Consider the following 17,813-nt stretch of genomic DNA (forward strand, 5'->3'; position numbering starts at 1 on the left):
ACGAGTAGGATCAGCGCTTGAAGAGCGGGCTTTACCTCTGCCTCCTCAGCGAACAGAAGCCCTCCAACAGCAGCTTCTGCTCCTGAGCATTCACTTGTGCACGGGCAGACTGAGGTGGATCCCGCTCGGACGAAGAGTTCCCTCAGCCGGCCGTTGGACACACCGACGCCCCGACGGCCACCCGCCAATAACGGCGCATAGGACACTAGACCAAAGCAAGGCCAGCTGGCCAGGATGGGATCGGCGACCTTGGTGGGCTCGCGGACCGCGCCGTCGCCAGTGGCAGCGGCGGTCAGGGTGGTGGTGCCGGAAGATGCGCTGCTCCCGGCGCCGCCGGCCGCCGTCGTCGTTGTCTGATGTGAAGTGCTGAGGAGGTTGCCGCCTTGGCGAGTTCGTCGTAGGCGTCCATGCCGATGCGGTTGACCTCGGTGAAGACCTCCATCGTCTCGCGTCATTTGCCCGGTGTGCTGGGCGGGCCAAGCCGATCAGGAAGCGCAGCAGCTGCGGGTTGGCGGACAGCGGGATGTAGAGCGGGGAGGACGGATCGATGACCTCGCGGTCCTGAAAACGGTGGCGCAAAGGTGCTGGTCCCCATTAAAGCGAGGCAATCTGGATCTTTCCCCTGCCCAGAAACACGGCGAAAGTGATTTACAACACATGATGGATGGCTTGCTGGTAAGCCGCGGCACCTACACAGGGACTCCCTGTCGCCCTCGTCAAGAGACTCCGCATCAAGTGTGCGAATTTAGTAAGTTCGAGCTCCCATTGGAACGGCGGTACTGCCCGTGAACTGGTATCTGGTATGGATTGTTGGATTTCTGCTCCTTTTGTTTGCCATCAGCGTGAGGTCGTCGAAGACCGTCAAGACGGCGGACGACTATGCCATGGCCGACTTCAAGCTCGGTTTCTTCCCGATCTGCGGCTCCATTATCGCGACAGTGACAGGCTCCGCCGCGCTTATCGGCGGGGCCGGCAAGGGCTTCGAAATGGGGATCTCGTACTTCGTCACGGTGATTAGCTTCGTGCTGTTCACGATCGTCGGGATGTTGGTCCTAGGGCCGGTCATCCGGAAGCTGCGCCTATTCACCGTCCCGGAGCTGTTTGCCCGCAGGTTCGGCAAGCTCTCGGCCCTGATCCCGGCCCTGATCATCGGCTTCCTCTACATGACCCCTACCTTCGGAATGCAGCTGGTGGGCATGAGCTCGATCCTCTCCTCCATCACCGACCTGCCATTCTTCTGGGGGATCATCCTCGGCTTCGCCGTGACCCTCGCCTTCACCCTCATCGGCGGGATGCCTTCCGTGGCGTGGACGGACGCCATCCAGACCATAGTCATCCTGGCCGGTGTGGTGCTCACGCTCGTAATGGGTATCGCGTACGTGGGTGGTCCCGGCGTCGTCGCCGCTGCGACCCCGCAGCACCTTGTCAGTTTCGGCAGCATCGGCTTCATGGAGCTGCTTAACTGGTTCCTGATCTTCGGCCCCTTCTACCTCGTCTGGCAAACAACTTGGCAGCGCCTCACTGCCGCGAAGTCCACCAAGGTGGGCGTCTCCGCCGTCGTCATCGGCTTTATCATCTCGGGAGTGATCGGCCTCCTGGCGATCGTCATCGGCATCACCGCGGTCCAGGCGTTCCCGGCCGGCACCGCGCCGGACGCCATCTACACCTCGTTTATCGCGGAGATCTTCCCGGGCTCCATCGGCGGTCTGCTCATGGTCTCACTGCTGGCTGCGCTGCTCACAGGCGCCACCTCGTTCCTGCTCAGCGGCGCCATCAACATCTCGAAGGACATCTACGAGGGGTGGATCAACCCCAAGGCCAAAGACGCCCAGATCCTCAAGGTCTCCCGCTTGTCCGTCGGCTTCATGGCCGTCGTCGGCCTCGTGGTCGCGCTGTTGGTCAAGGACATCATCGCCATCTACCAGATAGCCCTCGCCTTCACGGCATCCGCACTGGTCGCACCCGTGCTGGCCGCCATGTTCTGGGAGCGCGCCACCAAGGCCGGCGTCATCGTCAGCACCATCGGCGCCCTGGTCGCCTCCTTGGCGTGGCGCCTCGCCGGGACGCCGTTCGGCATCCATGAGATCGCTCCGGGGCTCGTGGCCTCCACCGCGTTGCTCGTCGTGGTCAGCCTCGCTACGCGCCACTCCGACGACGAAACCGTCATCGCGTACTACCACGCGTTCCGGCGTGGCCGCCTCACCAGCGACAAGGCGACGGCGGAAGGCCAGGTCACCTCGGCCGCCGAAGCCCTCCTAACGGAGGCCGACTCCGCTCCGGCTGCCGCGGCCCACCTCGATTCCGCATCAACAACGTTCGATTCCAAGCCGCGGGGATGAGACGGCGACACCAGTTTCAGAGCGGCCGAGGCGGCCCTTGAACGATCCCTCCGGCGCAGGCTTCTCGCCCTCAATTTATTGAACACGGGCTCATCGTGCTGTTCATCTGGAAACCAACCGATAGGACTATCTTGGAACCCACCACCGTCTACGCTGCCCGCCTCGTCCGCACCATGGACCCTGCCCGCCCGACGGCGGAAGCCATCGCCGTCCGCGCCGGAAGGATCCGCGCCGTCGGCACTGTTGCCGAACTCATGGCGTACCCCGGCGCGGTCCTGGACGAGCGCTACGCCGACGCCGTCCTGCTGCCCGGCTTCGTGGAGGCGCACAGTCACGCGGGCTCGGGCAATGTTTGGGCCAACACTTACGTGGGCCTGGTGGACCGGACCGACCCGGACGGCCGGCGCTGGCCCGGCTGCCGCACCATCGACGAGGTTCTGGACCGGCTGCGCGCGGCCGAGGCCGAGCTGCAAGACCCTGATCAGGTGTTGATGGCGTGGGGCCTTGACCCGATCTACTTCCCGGGCCAGCCGCTGGCCGCCGCGGAGCTGGATCGGGTGTCGGCCACGCGCCCTATCCACATTTCACACACCAACGGGCACGTGTGCGCCGTGAATTCGGCGGTGCTTCGCCGGTTTGGCATCGACGCGTCCACGCGCGTTAGCGGCGTCGTCAAGGACGGCGCCGGCGAACCCACCGGGGAGCTGCAGGAGTTCGCGGCGATGGGGCTCGTCGGTGAGCTCGTCGAAGGCTCGGGCCTGCTGAACATCAGTCCCGAGGCCCTGCGCCAGTTCGCGCAGGAAGGCGTGAACACGGGCACCACGACACTGACGGACCTGGGCTCAAGCCTGCTGATGGACGACGACGGCGTCGCCCTCTACCGCTCGACCGTCGACGAGGAATTTCCCGCCCGTCTGAACGTCTTCCACTTCGGCGCCGGCATCGGCCCGGTCGCGCTGTCCCTGCCGGAGGCCGCGGAGCGGCTGGTGCGGCTGCGCGAGCTCTCCACGGACAAGCTGCGCTTCGGCAACGTCAAGCTCATGCTTGACGGCTCCATCCAGGGCTTCACCGCGCGGCTACTGGAGCCGGGCTACTTCGGCGGGCAGTCGAACGGGATCTGGAACGTCAGCCCGGAGGAGTTCCGCGAGGCGTTCGAGACCTTCCACCGGGCCGGGCTGCTGGCGCACGTGCACTGCAACGGCGACCAGGCCACCCAGCTGTTCCTGGACACGCTCGAGGCCATCCTCACCGTGCACCCGCGCCCCGACCACCGCCACACCTGCACGCACTCGCAAATGAGCACCGCCGCGCAGTACCGGCGGATGGCAGCCCTGGGCGTGTGCGCCAACATCTTCGCCAACCACATCTGGGCCTGGGGCGACCAGCACATCGATATCACGGTGGGCCCGGACCGGGCCGCCCGTATGAACGCGACAGCCACAGCGCTGCGCCTCGGGGTGCCGATCTCGCTGCACTCGGACACCCCGGTCACGCCGCTGGGCCCGCTGCACGCCGTGAAGCACGCCGCAACGCGGCTGACGGTCTCCGGGCGGGTCATGGGCGAGCACGAGCGGATCGGCGTGCAGGAGGCGCTGGAGGCCGTGACGATCGGCGGGGCGTACATGCTGAAGATGGACCACCAGGTCGGCTCGCTCGAAGCGGGGAAGCTCGCGGACCTGGCCGTCCTGGCCGAGGACCCGCTCGCCGTCGAGCCCGAGCACATCGGCGAGATCCATGTCCTCGGCACCATGGTCGGCGGCCGACACCACGCTACGAAGGTGCCGGCTCTCTCAGAGGTGCCCGCACTGTGACCGCACGGCTGGGAATCATTGGCGGCTACCTGGGCTCCGGCAAGTCCACCCTGGTAAACCGGCTGCTAGCAGGCGTGCTGCCGGGGCGCACAGCCGTCGTCGTCAACGATTTCGGAAGCGTCAACATCGACGCGGACCTCATCGCCTCGGCATCCGGAGACACCATTGAACTGACGAACGGGTGCATCTGCTGCCAGATCAGCGACGACGCGTCCCGCACTATGTCGGCGCTGGCCGCGCGCGGTGACCTTGACAACGTGCTTTGCGAGGTCAGCGGCGTCGGCGACCCCGGCCAGCTCGCCATGTGGCGGGACTTCCCGGGCTTCTCCCCCGGCCCGGTGCTGGTGTGCGCGGACGCAACCGCCGTCCGGCGGCTCCTGCACGACGAGTACGTCGGCGACACAGTAGCACGGCAACTCGCCACGGCGGAGGTGGTGCTGGTGACGAAGACCGATCTGGCCCTGACCGCCGAAATCGAGGACGCCGCGGAGGCATGCCATGCAGCGGCGCCGCAGGCTCGGCTGATCCTGCAGGATCCCGCGGATCCTGGGTCGACGGCGGCCGAGGCCCTCGCATCACCGGCGCCGGAGGCGGACGACGACGAGGGCCGCGCCGCTGGGGGGACTCACCAGCACGGCGGGACGGACCACGCAGAGACTCATGTGTCCACGGCGCTTGAGTGCCCGGAACCGGTGGACGTGGACGCGCTCACCCACGCGCTGGGCGCACAAGCGAACCTGCTGGTCCGGGCCAAAGGGGTTGTCCAGAACAACGACGGGACCTGGCACGAAATCCAGCTAGCGGGCGGACGAATAGACGTACGCCTCCGGCCCCACGACCGGCTGCCCCCCGAACGACCGGCCCTAGTGCTCATCGCAGCGGGACCTGACGCTAGCCGGCTGGTCAGTGAGGCTGCAGCAGCGCTTGAGCAGGTGCTGGGGTGCGCACTATATCGCTTGCAGGCGGCCCCTAGCTCAGCAGTCCGGGCGCCTACGGAGGAGACGGCCTCACAGGCTTTAGAGCTTCGGGGCCGCTTTCGAAAGGGCGCCCTGATATCGGCTTCCATAAACCTAATTGGATAAACGAGGAAAGGTTTACGCCCCATGAACGCTCACTCCTTCCTGCAAGACTTCCATTACGTAGCGACCATCGGCGCGACCCCCAACAATGGAGTGGACCGGCAGGCTGCGACGGCCAACGACGCGGCCACCCGAACCTGGTTCGCCCAGTGGATCCAGGACACAGGATTCGAGCTGCGCGTGGACGGGATCGGCAACATGTTTGGACTCGTTGAATGGACCCCGGGCGCCCCCTACGTCCTCATCGGTTCTCACCTCGACAGCCAGCCCTTGGCCGGACGGTTCGACGGGGCCTACGGCGTAGTCGCGGCGATGCATGCTGCCCAGGAGATTAGCCGTCGCATCGCAAGCACGGGACAGGCGCCAAAATTCAACTTCGCCGTCGTCAATTGGTTCAATGAGGAAGGCAGCCGATTCGCCCCTTCACTCATGGGAAGCTCGGTCTTCGCAGGACTCTTCGACCAGGACGAGACGCTCGCCATTGTCGACCCGGACAACATCAGCGTCCGGCAGGCCCTGTCCGAAATCGGGTTCCTCGGGACGGACCCGCGTCCAGTCCCCGCGGTGTACGCCGAGATCCACATCGAGCAGGGACGGATACTTGAGCGTGAAGGCATCGACATCGGGCTGGTCGAACACAGCTGGTATACCCAGAAACTCGATATCGAGGTACTGGGCGAGCAGTCCCACACCGGCGCCACGGCCATGGCCGACCGCCACGACGCGCTTATTGCCGCATCCAAGATCGTCTTGATGGTCCACGACGTAACTAAGGACTACGAGGAGGAGACCCTGGTCTCCTCCATCGGCCGACTCTCCGTAGAACCCAACTCACCCATCGTCGTCGCGCGCCGCGTCCATCTCGTCGCTGACCTGCGCTCCGGCGACCCAGCAACTGTCCGATCAGCCAGGGAAAAATTGCTGCGCGACATCGAAGCACTGGCCCGCGAGCACGACATCGAAATCCGGGTCAATGACTTCGACGTCCGGCAGATCCGGCACTATCCCGAGTCCGGACTGGAGCTGACGGCCAAAACTGCCGCCAATCTCGGCCTCTCCACCCGGCGCCTTGCAACCATGGCCGGCCACGACTCCGTCGCCATGAACTCCATCGTCCCCACGGTCATGCTGTTCATCCCGAGTGTCGACGGCGTCTCTCATTGCGAACGGGAATTCACCACGGACGCTGACATGGTTAAGGGCCTGCATATGCTCACCGAAGTGGCCCAGCAACTTGTCCATGGAAAACTGACGGAAGGCAATGACCCAGATGCTTCGTTCACCCTCCTGAACGAGCTGCCGTAGGCCCTTCGCAGTCTTAGCCTCCGGCAAGGTTGGAGTACCTGACCGAACACTCTGACACTATCCGCTGCCGCCGAATCAACCGGTAGATGCGCCGCACTCCCGGCAGGTTGGATATCGAAGACTAGGGCGTTCTCATAATCCTTCCAGCCAAATCGTGATGGCTCCGCTGGGATATCAAGTGACAAGTTTGGCGTAGATGACGTAGTTGTCGTCGAATCGGCCCGTGTCGGAGTCGTATCCGTCGCAAGTGATCAGGCGGAGTTCGGAGCCGGCAGTGTTCCCGTACACCGTCTCAGTGGGGAAAGTGTCCTTGGAATAGGCCTCAGCGCGGTCGACCGTGAAAACGGCAGTGGTGCCGTCTTCACGGGCGACTTCGATGGTGTCTCCGGCTTTCAGCTCACGGAGGCCGGCGAAGACGCCGGGGCCGTTGCCGTAGGCGTTGACGTGGCCTAGGATCACTGCCGGCCCGCGTTCCCCTGGTGTGGGGGAATGGATGTACCAGCCGGCGGGCGAGCCTGGATCTCCCGGCGGCACTTCAAGGGTGCCATTGTTCTGCAGACCAAGTCTGAGCAGCTGGGACTGCACGCCGAGCGACGGGATTGTCACGGCGACCGGCGGGGATTCCGGCAGGATCGGCTCTTGAACCTTCTCCTGCTTGGGCGCAGCAGAAGGTGCTGATTCCGGCCGTTCTGTTGCAGCTGCGGCGGAGCTTGTCGTTGGTGTTGGTTCTGGGGCCGGGTGTTCTGTTCGGGCAGTTGCCGTCGAGGCTGGGGTGGTCGGGGCGGCTTGGACTGCTGGTTCCGTTGCGGGAGCGGCGCAGCCCGCCAAGAGAATTAATGCGGCCGCCGCGGTAGCCAGGCGGCTTCCGCGGCGGCCGAGTAGTGAATCAGTCATGCCTTGGTGGTTACGACTGAGGTGGTGCTAGGCCCGTACTGCCGCGCGGCGACGCAGCAGGTAGGTTCCGCCGCCTGCCGCTGCCAGGACGAGGCCGCCAGTCAGGGCGATTGCACTGATGTCGGCGGGGTTTTCGGCCGGCACACCGGTGTCGACGCCGCCGACGGGCATCTGGGTGACCTGCTGCCCGGAATCAGCATGGTTCGGCACTGGTGTAACCGCTCCGTCACCGGGGCTGCCCTCTTCGCAGGCGATGCCGTCGAGGTCGCGGTCCAAGTGGGCGCCGTATCCCGGTGCCCCGGTGGGGATGTTGGTCATGCCGGAGGCGGCTGCGTCGGCGCAGCTGTCGAAGGCGGTGCCCACGGCCATGGCAGGTGTCGCGGACAGGACAGAAAACCCGACAACGGTGGCGAGTGAAAGAACTGCGGTCTTCTTCTTCATGCTTACCCCTCAATTGCAAAGAGACATTGTCATGCAGCTAACCGACAAAAGTGGTGCTGCTGAAATTAATGTATAGATTTATCGATCAACTACAAGAGCGATGCTTATTTTGGACGAAAAAAATGTCAGCGCGCCCGTCCTTGCCATGCGCCGGACCTATCGCGAACAACGATCGTCCCCGGGCATCTGCCGGGCGCCGGGCTCAGCGGAAGCCACTGTCTGCGTACTGGTTGAACGCGCGGAACTTGTCCGGCACGCCGAAGATCCCACTGCCCGTCTAGAACCGGTGCACGGGCCGGCCTTTGATGGCCGTGGGCCGGCCGGAAAGGTCACCTCGTCGTTCTCAGACGCTTCATGGACGACAGGGTGCGGGCTCGGGGTTCAAGTAACGCTGGCGCGTGAAGACTCATACAGCGCCGACGGCTGTCACTTCCACTTTCATTCCTTCGACAGCTAGGGCGGACACCTCGACCGCACATCGGGACGGAAAAGGCCGGGGCACGGTGAGTTCATAGACTTGGTTGAATGCTTCGCGGTCCGCAATATCCGTCAGATAGATCGTCAGATGCACCAGTCGGTCCAGTGAGGATCCGGCCTGGGTCAGAACCGCGTCCAGATTGGCGAAGATCTGCTCCGTCTGGTCTTTGGCGTTGCCGGTCTCGACGCTGCCGTCCACCCGGCGGGGAATGACGGTGGCGTACACCAGGCCGCCGGCAACCACGGCACGCGAGGCGAGGGCGCCTGTAGCAGCGGGACCCGCCGCCGGGACGTGGACGAGGTCGGTATCTTGGACGTTCATTCTTTTGTCTCCTGGAAATTGGCATAGGGCGCCGCTGGCGACTGAACCCGGGAATGGGAGACCAGCCGCCAGCGTCGCCGGTTGTATGGGAGTGGGTCAGCGCAATGGGTCGAAGCGGCGCATGACGCCGGGGGTGCTGTCGCCGGTGATGGAGGCGGCGAGCATTTTGCCGGTGAGCGGGCCGAGGGCGACGCCCCACATGCCGTGGCCGCCGGCGACGTGGACGCGGGAGGACTTGGTGGTGCCGATGAGTGGCAGTCCGTCGGTGGTGCAGGGGCGGGAGCCGACCCATTCCTCCTTGCGGTCCTGCCAGTCGATGCCCTTGAACATCGGCGTGGCGGCGTCGATGATGGCCTTGATCCGGCGCGGGTCCAGTGGTGCGTCGGCGTCGCGGAATTCCATCATGCCGGCCACACGGAAGCGGTCCCCGAGCGGGGTGCAGGCTACGCGCTGGGCCGGGAAGTAGATGGGGTGCGTGGGCATGACTTCGGGGACCACTGTGAAGCTGTAGCCGCGGCCGGCCTGGACCACGCGTTTAACGCCGAAGCGGCGGGCGAGTTTGCCCATCCAGGCGCCGCTGGCGATGACCACGTTGTCGGCCTGCAGCAGGCGGCTGTCGGCGGCGATGACGCGGACGCCGGTGCCGTCGTCCCGGATGTCCACGACGTCGAAGCCGCTGACGATCTCGGCGCCGCGCGCCTTGACGGCCTCGGCGAGCGACTCCATGAACTTGGGCGGGTTGATGAAGCGCTGGTCGCGGATCTGCACGCCGGCCCGGACGCCGGAGCCCAGCGTCGGTTCCAGGGCGCGGAGCTCGTCGCCGTCCACCAGGTTGTAGTCCACGGTGCCGCCGGCGCGACGCACCGCGTCAAACTCGTGGACCAGGGCATCGCGGTGCTTGTGCGAGACGAAGCCGGCGAGGAAGGGATCGGCGACCTTGGTGGGCTCGCGGACCCCACCGTCGGCGGTTGGAGCAGTGGCGGTCATGGTGGTGGCGCCGGCGAAGGTGGTCCCGGTAGTGCCGGAGGCCGCGCTGCTCCCGGCGGTGCCGGCCGCCGTCGTCGTTGTTTGATGTGATGTGCTGAGGAGGTTGCCGCCGTCGGCGAGTTCGTCGTAGGCGTCCATGCCGATGCGGTTGACCTCGGTGAAGACCTCCATTGCCTCGCGCCATTTGCCGGGGGTGCAGTGGCGGGCGAAGCCGATCAGGAAGCGCAGCAGCTGCGGGTTGGCGGAGAGCGGGATGTAGAGCGGGGAGGACGGATCGAGCATGGCCTTGAGGCCGTAGCTCAGGACGGCCGGTTCGCTCAGGGGCAGGGTCAGCGCGGGGGTCAGCCAGCCGGCGTTGCCCCAGGAGGATCCGGCGGCGATGCCTTCCTTATCGACGACGGTGACCTGCACGCCGCGTTCCTGCAGGTACCAGGCGGTGGAGAGTCCCACCATGCCCGCGCCTACCACCACTACTTGCTCAGGCGCCTTCGAGTTGCCCATTGTGTTCTCCGATCAGTGCGTCAGTTGGTGCCAATCCTGTGTTGTGTGCGCGGCAGGCCGGTGCCACCCTCATGGGGCACCGGCCTGCCTGTCCTGCTAGATGGAGCTGCTTCGGTCCGGCTGCTTCAGACCGGTGCCCGGTTTAGACGTAGTCCTTGTACTTCTCGAGCATCCGGACCGGCTTCTTCAGGGCGTCACGGCGGAACGGGTCGCCCAGTTCGCGCGTGCACATGACCTCGATGACCGTGGTGACGCCGTCGTTCATTTGGGCGTTCAGGGCGTCCTTCAGCGCGGCGCCGACGTTCTCCAACTGGTCCACCACGATGCCCTCGGCCCCCATGGAACGGGCCATCTCGGCGAAGCTTTCGCCGTCGTTATCGAGCTCGCCGGCGACGAAGCGGCGGTTGTAGAACTCCACCTGGTTCTTCTTCTCCGCGCCCCACTGGCGGTTGCGGAAGACGACGGCGGTGACCGGAATGTTGTGCCGGACGGCGGTGAGGACCTCGCCCATGCTCATGGCCCAGGCGCCGTCGCCGGCGTAGGCCACGGCGGGACGCTCCGGGGCGGCTGCCTTGGCACCGATGATGGTGGGCAGGGCGTAGCCGCAGTTGCCGAAGCTCATCGGGGCGAAGAAGCTGCGCGGCTTCTCGAAGCGCAGGTAGCTGTGCGCCACCGAGTTGATGTTGCCGATGTCGGTGGAGATCATGACGTTCTCCGGCATTGCCAGCTCCAGCTCGCGCAGGACCTGGCGCGGGTGCAGCCAGTTGCCCTCCTCGTGCTTGGCCTCCTCGATGACGTCCAGGCTGTACTCGTCCTGCTCATGGGTCCAGGCGCTGAGCTCCTGCTCCCACGCGTCCTTCTCCGCCTTGATCCGCGCGGCGCGCTCGGCCTTGGTGGCGTCGCTGGTGAGCTTGCGGTCGGCGAGGAGCTGGGTGAGTTCGGTGGCGACGGCCTTCGCATCGCCGCAGATGCCGACGTCGATCTTCTTGACCAGGCCGAGCATGGTGTGGTCCGCGTCCACCTGGATGATCTTGGCGTTCTCGGGCCAGTAGGCCTGGCCGTACTGCGGCAGCGTGCCGAACGGGCCCAGCCGGGTACCGAGGGCAATAACGACGTCGGCCTCCGAGATGAGCTTCATGCCCGCCTTTGATCCCTGGTAGCCCAGCGGGCCGCACCAGAGCGGGTGGCTGGCGGGGAAGGAATCGTTGTGCTGGTAGCTGTTGACCACCGGGGCGCCGAGGCGTTCGGCGAGCGCCTTGCACTCTTCCACGCCGTCGGCCATGACCACGCCGCCGCCGGAGACGATGACCGGGGCCTTGGCCGTGGCGATCAGCTCCGCCGCCGCCTCCAGGCTTTCCTTGCCGCCGGCGCCGCGGTCCACCCGGCGGGGCTTGGGGATTTCGGTGGTGATCTCGCCGTAGAAGTAGTCGCGCGGGATGTTCAGCTGCGTGGGGCCGTTCTCGCTCATGGCGCGGTCGAAGCAGCGGGCGGTGAACTCGGCCATGCGGGCGGGGTTGACCACGTGGCCCTGGTACTTGGTGAACTCCTGGAACATGGGCAGCTGGTTGGCCTCCTGGAAGCCGCCCAGGCCGATGCCGTTGGTGCCGGCCTCCGGGGTCACGATGACCACCGGGCTGTGCGCCCAGTAGGCGGCGGCGATGCCGGTCACGCAGTTGCTGATGCCGGGGCCGTTCTGGCCGATCACCACGCCGTGGCGGCCGCTGGCCCGGGCGTAGCCGTCCGCCATGTGGGCGGCGCCCTGCTCATGGACCACGGGGACCAGCCGGATGCCGGCGGGGGCGAAGATGTCCATGGCGTCCATGAAGGCCGAGCCCATAATGCCGAAAATGTCCGTGACGTCGTTGGCGACCATGGTCTCGACGAAGGCCTCCGACGGGGTCATCTTCTGCACGCCCTGGACGACCTCCCGGCCCGTGTTCTGCTCGCTCATAACAACTCTCCTTTGAATCGTGCCGCCGCATTGGGCGATAGGAAGTTCCAAAAAATGGTTCGGATTGCTCCCGAAAACGGGACTGGCACCAACATATGCGGTCTGCATCACATTGGTCAACACATATTCCGTTTTTTCTTCCCGATGATACTATTTTTTGAAACAGCGGAACATTATCTCGGCAAGGAGGCATCATGGAAGGCTTGACGGAGCCGGACCTCGGTCCGGTAGGCAGCGTCCAGGGCGAGACGCCGGCACTGCGGCTGTTCGCCCTGCTGGAGTTCATCACCACGCGCGACCAGCTCTTCACCCTGCAGTCCCTGGTGGACCAGACCGGGATCCCGAAACCCACCCTGCACCGCATGCTGCAGCAGCTGGAAAGCGCGGACCTGCTGATGCGCCAGAGCGACGGCAAGCACTACGGCACCGGTGCCCGGATGCGGCGGATGGCCGAGGACGTGCTGCTCAACGACACCCGGCACGGCTCCCGGCACGCAGTGCTGAAGAGCCTGGTGGACGAGATCGGCGAAAGCTGCAACATCACCTCGCTCTCCGGCAACGAGGTGATCTACCTGGACCGGGTGGAAACCACCGAGCCGCTGCGCATCCACCTGGGCCCAGGCTCCCGCGTGCCGGTGCACTGCTCGGCCAGCGGCAAGATGATCCTGTCCCAGTTCGGCCCCGCGCAGCGCGAGCGCGTGATCGCCATGCAGCCGCTGAAGGTTTTCACCCGGCATACGCAGACCAATCCGGCGCTGCTGGAGGAGGAACTGCGGCAGATCCGGCTGGACGGCTACGCGCTGGACCGCGAGGAATTCCTCGACGGTCTGGTCTGCATCGCCGTCCTCGTCCCGAACGCAACCACGCGTTCCAATATGTGCGTGGCGGTCCAGGCGCCCATTGTCCGGATGTCCTCGGAGGACCTGGTCGGCCTGCTCCCCTCGCTGCGCGCCGCGGCGGAAACGCTGGGCCGGATCGAAGAACAGCAAATGTCCGATGGGCCCTCCCTCGCCCTCTCACTGGCAGGAGGATGAGCATGGAGTTCCGCCCCGGCCTGATGGTCTCGGCCCGCGACGCCTTCGGCATCGACAGCGGCCTGATGGCGCCGATGTTCCCCGAGCCCAACGAGCACGTGCCGGAGATCGATCCGGCCTACCGCTTCAACCACGATGTGACGCTGGCGCTGCTGGCCGGCTTCGCGCACAACCGCCGGGTGCTGCTCCAGGGGCTGCATGGCACCGGCAAGTCCACGCACATCGAGCAGGTGGCCGCGCGGCTGAACTGGCCGTGCATCCGGGTGAACCTGGACGGGCACATCAGCCGGCTGGACCTGGTGGGCAAGGACACCGTGGTGATCGAAGACGGCCGGCAAGTCACCCGCTTCCAGGAGGGTGTGGTGCCGTGGGCCTTGCAACAGCCCATGGCACTGATCTTCGATGAGTACGACGCCGGACGGCCGGACGTCATGTTCGTCATCCAGCGATTGCTCGAGCGGGACGGCTCCTTCACGCTGACGGACCAGAATCGCGTGCTGCGCCCGCACCCCGGCTTCCGGCTCTTCGCCACCTCCAACACGGTGGGGCTGGGCAACCTGAACGGGATGTACCACGGGGTCCAGCGGCTCAACCACGCGCAGATGGACCGCTGGAACATCGTGGCCTCGCTCAACTACCTGCCCGCCGCGGAGGAGATCGCCATTGTCCAGTCCCGGGTTCCTTCCCTGGCGGACGGACCCGGCACGGCGCTGGTGGCGTCGATGGTGGAGGTGGCCAACCTGACCCGGCAGGGCTTCCTGGCCGGCGACGTGTCCACGCTGATGTCCCCGCGGACCGTGATCAGCTGGGCCGAGAACGTGGCGGTCTTCCGCGACCCTGCGCTGGCCTTCCGGCTCTCCTTCGTCAACAAGTGCGACGAGTCGGAGCGGACCGTGGTAGCCGAATACTTCCAGCGCTGTTTCGACGCCGAACTCGAGGAATCCTTCGAGCTCGCCCCCGCGTACGCCTGATCCTATGCTGACGGCAGATCGCACGGGGACATCAGATACGGCCGCCCGGCGCCGGCAGCAGCAGATCCGGCAGCTTTGCGCGGCGAGCATCCGCGCGCTGGCCGCAGACCCGGCCCTGGACTTCCGCGGCGACCACCTCTACCGGGGCCGCGCCGTGCTCCCGCTGAACGCGCCGCATTTGTACCCGGACCATTCTTCCGACGGCTTCGGTTCCTTCCGCGGCGCGGCGGACGGGATGGCGCTGCGGCTGCTGCACTCGGACGCTTCGCTCCACGCCCGGCTACGGCCCGCCGGCCAGACGTCCCGGCTGGTGTTCGAGCTGCTTGAGCAGTTCCGGGCGGAGTCCCTGGCCAACCAGCCTGGCGTGGTCCGCAACCTGCGGGTGCGGCACGAGGCCTGGTCCACCCAGTTCCACCGCTCCGGCCTGACCGAGACGTCCCTCGGCCTGCTGCTCTACACCGTGGCCCAGGTCTGCCGGTCTCGCGTGACCGGCGAGCCCGTTGTCGCCGAGACCGAGGACCTGATCGAGCAGACCCGCGGCAGACTCTCGGCCCTGCTCGGCGCGGACCTCGCCCTGCTGCGGCGGACGCGCACCCGCCAGGCGGACTACGCCGAGGCGGCGCTGGCGATCGCCGTCGTTATTGACTCCCTCGCCGATTCCGTGCAGGCGGACAACGACGGCGGCGCCGAACGCTCCGCGCGGAAGACCCGCGAGCAGTTCAGCCTGCTGGTGGATGCCGAAGAAGATGCCTGGCTGCCGGAGACCGCGGCCTCGGGTGCCAGCCCCACCTTGGCGGACGACGGCGGGGCCTACCGCGCCTTCACCACCGCCTATGACCGGGTCCAGCGCGCCGCCTCGTTGGTGCGGCCCGAGCTGCTGCACGACTACCGCCGCCGGCTGGATAAGCGGATCGCGGACAACGGCGTGAACGTGGCCCTGCTGGCGCGGCGGCTCGAGCCGCTGCTGTGCGTGCCGGTGACCTCGGGCTGGAACAGCGGACAGGAAGAAGGAATGATCGATGGCGCCCGGCTCAGCCAGCTGGTCTGCTCCCCCGCCGAACGCCGTCTCTTCCAGATCGAGCGGCACGAGGCTAGGCCCGCCACCGTGGTCAGTTTCCTCATCGACTGCTCCGGCTCCATGAAGCAGCACGGCGAGGGCATCGCGGCCTACGTCGACGTTTTCCTGCGCGCGCTGGAGCGGATCGGCGTGGCCACCGAGGTCTTGGGCTTCACCACCGGGGCGTGGAACGGCGGAAAGGCCGCGCGCGACTGGAAACGCGCCCGCTCCCCGCGCCGCCCGGGCCGGCTCAACGAGGTCAACCACCTCGTCTTCAAGGACGCGGACACCAACTGGCGCAAGGCCAGGCCCGGCATCGCGGCCCTGCTGAAGACCACGCTCTACCGCGAGGGGATCGACGGCGAGGCGGTCCAGTGGGCCGCGCGCCGGCTGGCCGACCGGGCGGAGCAACGCCGCATCCTGATTGTCCTCTCCGACGGCAGCCCAGCCGACGGCGCCACTGCGCTGGCCAACGACGAGCACTACCTGCAGCAGCACCTGGCCACCGTGGTCAGGGAACTGGAGGACTCCGGCGCGGTCAACGTCTTCGGCGTCGGCCTCGGTCTGGACATGAGCCCGTACTTCTCCCGCTCGCTGATCCTGGACACCGAGCGGCTGGGTCAGTCCGAAGGTGTGCGCGAACTGACCGGCCTGCTGGAGCGGTCGCTGCCGCCGCTGCGGTAAGGACTGGCCATCAGCGCTCTAACGCGGAGAATCCCTGACAGGGCCGAGCCACAACCAGCACCGGAGTCTGGCCACGACTAAGCCGTACAGAACATACGCGCCGCTATCGGTTTGTCGGGCTGCTGTCTAAATTCCGTCAACTAGTTACCGCGCTTTGGGGATGGGAGTTTGCTGCTTCCACCCCCAAAGCGGCAGTCAATTATGCCTGGAGATCCGGCAGCGGCTCTCTGCGCCGGCTGTCGTATTCATCGGGTACGGTTTGGTCGGACAGACTTCCATCGGTTGTTTGGGCAGGTGTCGTTGCATGGGTAGCGTCTCTATGCTGAAACGCCGCGGGTGAGGGAAGTTCGCGCCGAAAAGCAATGTAGGTTGCGACGCACATCAGCAGCATGATGACGCTGAACGGCACGGAGATGAGTATGGCCGCTGTTTGGATGGTGGATAGGCCGTCGTTGCCGACGAGCAGAAGTACGGCTGCGATGACGGCAACGAGTGCGGCCCAGAAGACGCGGATCCAGCGGCGAGGTTCGGGATCTCCTCCGGTGACGATGACGCTCATGACGAGCGCTGCTGAGTCGGCGGAGGTGATGAAGAAGATGGCGATGAGAACGATTGCTCCCACGATCAGTGCGGGGCCGCCGGGCAGTGCGGAGAGCATGCCGAACAGCGCGTTTTCGGTTTCTACGCTGCCGTCGGTAGCGATGAGTCCGCCTGCACCGAACATTTCCCGGTGGAGAGCGGTGCCTCCCATGACGGAGAACCAGAGAAGGCCGATGCCAGCCGGAATCAACAGCACTCCGAAAATGAACTCGCGGACTGTTCGTCCCCGGGAAATGCGGGCAATGAATATTCCGACGAATGGAGCCCAGGACATCCACCAGCCCCAATAGAACGTAGTCCAGGCAGCTTGCCAGTCCGCGCCTTCAGCGCCGTTGAAGGCTAGCGTGTCGAAGCTCATGCCGACAACGTTCTGAAGGTAGCTGCCCGTCGCATCGATGAAGGTCCGCAGAATGAAGAGGGTTGGTCCGGTGAAGAGCACGAAAAGCATGATGACCCCGGCAAGGATCAGGTTGGTGTTGGAGAGCCATTTCATGCCACGGTTGAGACCGGACAAGACGGATATGAGAGCCAGTCCCATGATGCACACGATCAGCGCAACCTGGGTGGACTCGGTGGCTTGGGCGATGTTGGCAGAATCCAAGCCGGAGGAAATCTGCAGGACGCCCACGCCGAGGGAAGTTGCTACACCGAAAACGGTTCCCACCAGGGCGATAACGTCGATGGTATCGCCCCATTTGCCGTTGATCCGCTTGCCCATCAGGGGCTCCATCGTCCATCTGATGGAGATGGGCCGGCCCTTGCGGTGCACGGCGTAACCGACGGCCAATCCAACAACGGCATAGATGCTCCATGCGTGGATTCCCCAGTGCAGAAAGGTCCGCGTCATGGCGTCTTGGGCGACCATAGCGGGTTCCTGCGAGGTGCCTGGCCGGGGGGAGGCGTAGTGATTAAGGGGTTCGGCAACTCCCCAAAAGACAAGGCCGATTCCCATGCCGGCGGCAAAGAGCAGGGCTATCCAGGACATTCTTGAAAACTCAGGCGCTTCGCCGTCTTTGCCGAGTCGTATTTTGCCGAAGCGGCCGAAGCCCATCCAGAGGGAAAACGCCACGAATACCGTCACGGCCACGACGTAATACCACCCCAGGGAATCGATTGCACCTGTCTGCGCACTTGCCAGTGCCGCAGCTGCTGCATCGGGAAAAAGGATGGCAAAGAGGAGCAGTCCGGAGATGATTGCGAATGCCGGTATTGCAACGCCCAGCTTAAGCGCTGCCTGCCTTCGGGGCTTCGGCGTACGGTTCAGCAGGCCGGTGGATCGCAGGTCGTCCTGCGGATTTTGATGAAGGGACACAGTTGTTCTCTTTCCTGACGAACACGGTAGGCGGTGGTTGTCGGCCGC

The 17,813-nt window shown here is 65.6% G+C and carries 14 protein-coding genes; 8 read left to right on the forward strand and 6 right to left on the reverse strand.

From position 1 onward, the window contains the following. The first annotated feature begins 234 nt into the window (after positions 1-234). From AC5RWO_RS19080 to AC5RWO_RS19100, 5 genes are all read left to right on the forward strand, one after another. Positions 235-357, forward strand: a complete 123-nt coding sequence (locus AC5RWO_RS19080; protein WP_498733161.1) for a hypothetical protein — start codon at positions 235-237, stop codon at positions 355-357. Between the two features lie 428 nt (positions 358-785). Next, positions 786-2,339 carry a sodium:solute symporter family protein gene (locus AC5RWO_RS19085; RefSeq protein ID WP_498733163.1) on the forward strand — a complete coding sequence of 518 codons (1,554 nt, stop codon included), beginning with the start codon at positions 786-788 and terminating at the stop codon, positions 2,337-2,339. A 131-nt stretch (positions 2,340-2,470) separates the two neighbouring features. Next, entirely contained in the window at positions 2,471-4,150 is a 1,680-nt protein-coding gene (locus AC5RWO_RS19090) for an amidohydrolase (RefSeq protein ID WP_498733165.1), read from the forward strand. Beyond that, positions 4,147-5,232, forward strand: a complete 1,086-nt coding sequence (locus AC5RWO_RS19095) for a CobW family GTP-binding protein (RefSeq protein ID WP_498733167.1) — start codon at positions 4,147-4,149, stop codon at positions 5,230-5,232. The genes AC5RWO_RS19090 and AC5RWO_RS19095 overlap by 4 nt, the downstream gene beginning before the upstream one ends. 21 nt (positions 5,233-5,253) lie before the next feature. Then, entirely contained in the window at positions 5,254-6,534 is a 1,281-nt protein-coding gene (locus AC5RWO_RS19100; protein ID WP_498733169.1) for a M20 family metallo-hydrolase, read from the forward strand. A 174-nt stretch (positions 6,535-6,708) separates the two neighbouring features. On the opposite strand, the gene AC5RWO_RS19105 is transcribed toward AC5RWO_RS19100, so the two are convergent. From AC5RWO_RS19105 to xsc, 5 genes are all read right to left on the reverse strand, one after another. After that, positions 6,709-7,428, reverse strand: coding sequence for a class F sortase (locus AC5RWO_RS19105; RefSeq protein ID WP_498733170.1), 720 nt, complete (start codon positions 7,426-7,428; stop codon positions 6,709-6,711). A gap of 27 nt (positions 7,429-7,455) precedes the next feature. Continuing rightward, positions 7,456-7,869: an excalibur calcium-binding domain-containing protein gene (locus AC5RWO_RS19110; protein WP_498733172.1), complete on the reverse strand. Its 414-nt coding sequence runs from the start codon at positions 7,867-7,869 to the stop codon at positions 7,456-7,458. Between the two features lie 406 nt (positions 7,870-8,275). Continuing rightward, positions 8,276-8,668, reverse strand: a complete 393-nt coding sequence (locus AC5RWO_RS19115) for a RidA family protein (RefSeq protein WP_498733174.1) — start codon at positions 8,666-8,668, stop codon at positions 8,276-8,278. Between the two features lie 96 nt (positions 8,669-8,764). After that, positions 8,765-10,156, reverse strand: coding sequence for an NAD(P)/FAD-dependent oxidoreductase (locus AC5RWO_RS19120; protein WP_498733176.1), 1,392 nt, complete (start codon positions 10,154-10,156; stop codon positions 8,765-8,767). Positions 10,157-10,298: 142 nt separating this feature from the next. Beyond that, the gene (gene xsc / locus AC5RWO_RS19125; protein WP_498733180.1) at positions 10,299-12,107 is read right to left on the reverse strand and encodes a sulfoacetaldehyde acetyltransferase; all 1,809 of its coding nucleotides are present in this window, start codon (positions 12,105-12,107) and stop codon (positions 10,299-10,301) included. A 194-nt stretch (positions 12,108-12,301) separates the two neighbouring features. Between xsc and AC5RWO_RS19130 the strand changes: the two genes are divergently transcribed. From AC5RWO_RS19130 to AC5RWO_RS19140, 3 genes are read left to right on the forward strand one after another with little or no spacing between them, the layout of a single operon-like run. After that, entirely contained in the window at positions 12,302-13,141 is an 840-nt protein-coding gene (locus AC5RWO_RS19130; protein ID WP_498733182.1) for an IclR family transcriptional regulator, read from the forward strand. A gap of 2 nt (positions 13,142-13,143) precedes the next feature. Continuing rightward, the gene (locus AC5RWO_RS19135; protein WP_498733184.1) at positions 13,144-14,112 is read left to right on the forward strand and encodes an AAA family ATPase; all 969 of its coding nucleotides are present in this window, start codon (positions 13,144-13,146) and stop codon (positions 14,110-14,112) included. Positions 14,113-14,116: 4 nt separating this feature from the next. Next, on the forward strand, positions 14,117-15,853 hold the full coding sequence (locus AC5RWO_RS19140) for a cobaltochelatase CobT-related protein (RefSeq protein WP_498733186.1): 1,737 nt from the start codon (positions 14,117-14,119) through the stop codon (positions 15,851-15,853). 199 nt (positions 15,854-16,052) lie between these two features. On the opposite strand, the gene AC5RWO_RS19145 is transcribed toward AC5RWO_RS19140, so the two are convergent. Beyond that, a complete protein-coding gene (locus AC5RWO_RS19145) occupies positions 16,053-17,765 on the reverse strand; it encodes a BCCT family transporter (RefSeq protein ID WP_498733188.1) in 1,713 nt (570 codons plus the stop codon). Positions 17,766-17,813 lie beyond the last annotated feature (48 nt).

Source organism: Arthrobacter sp. B055-34 (assembly GCF_059090425.1).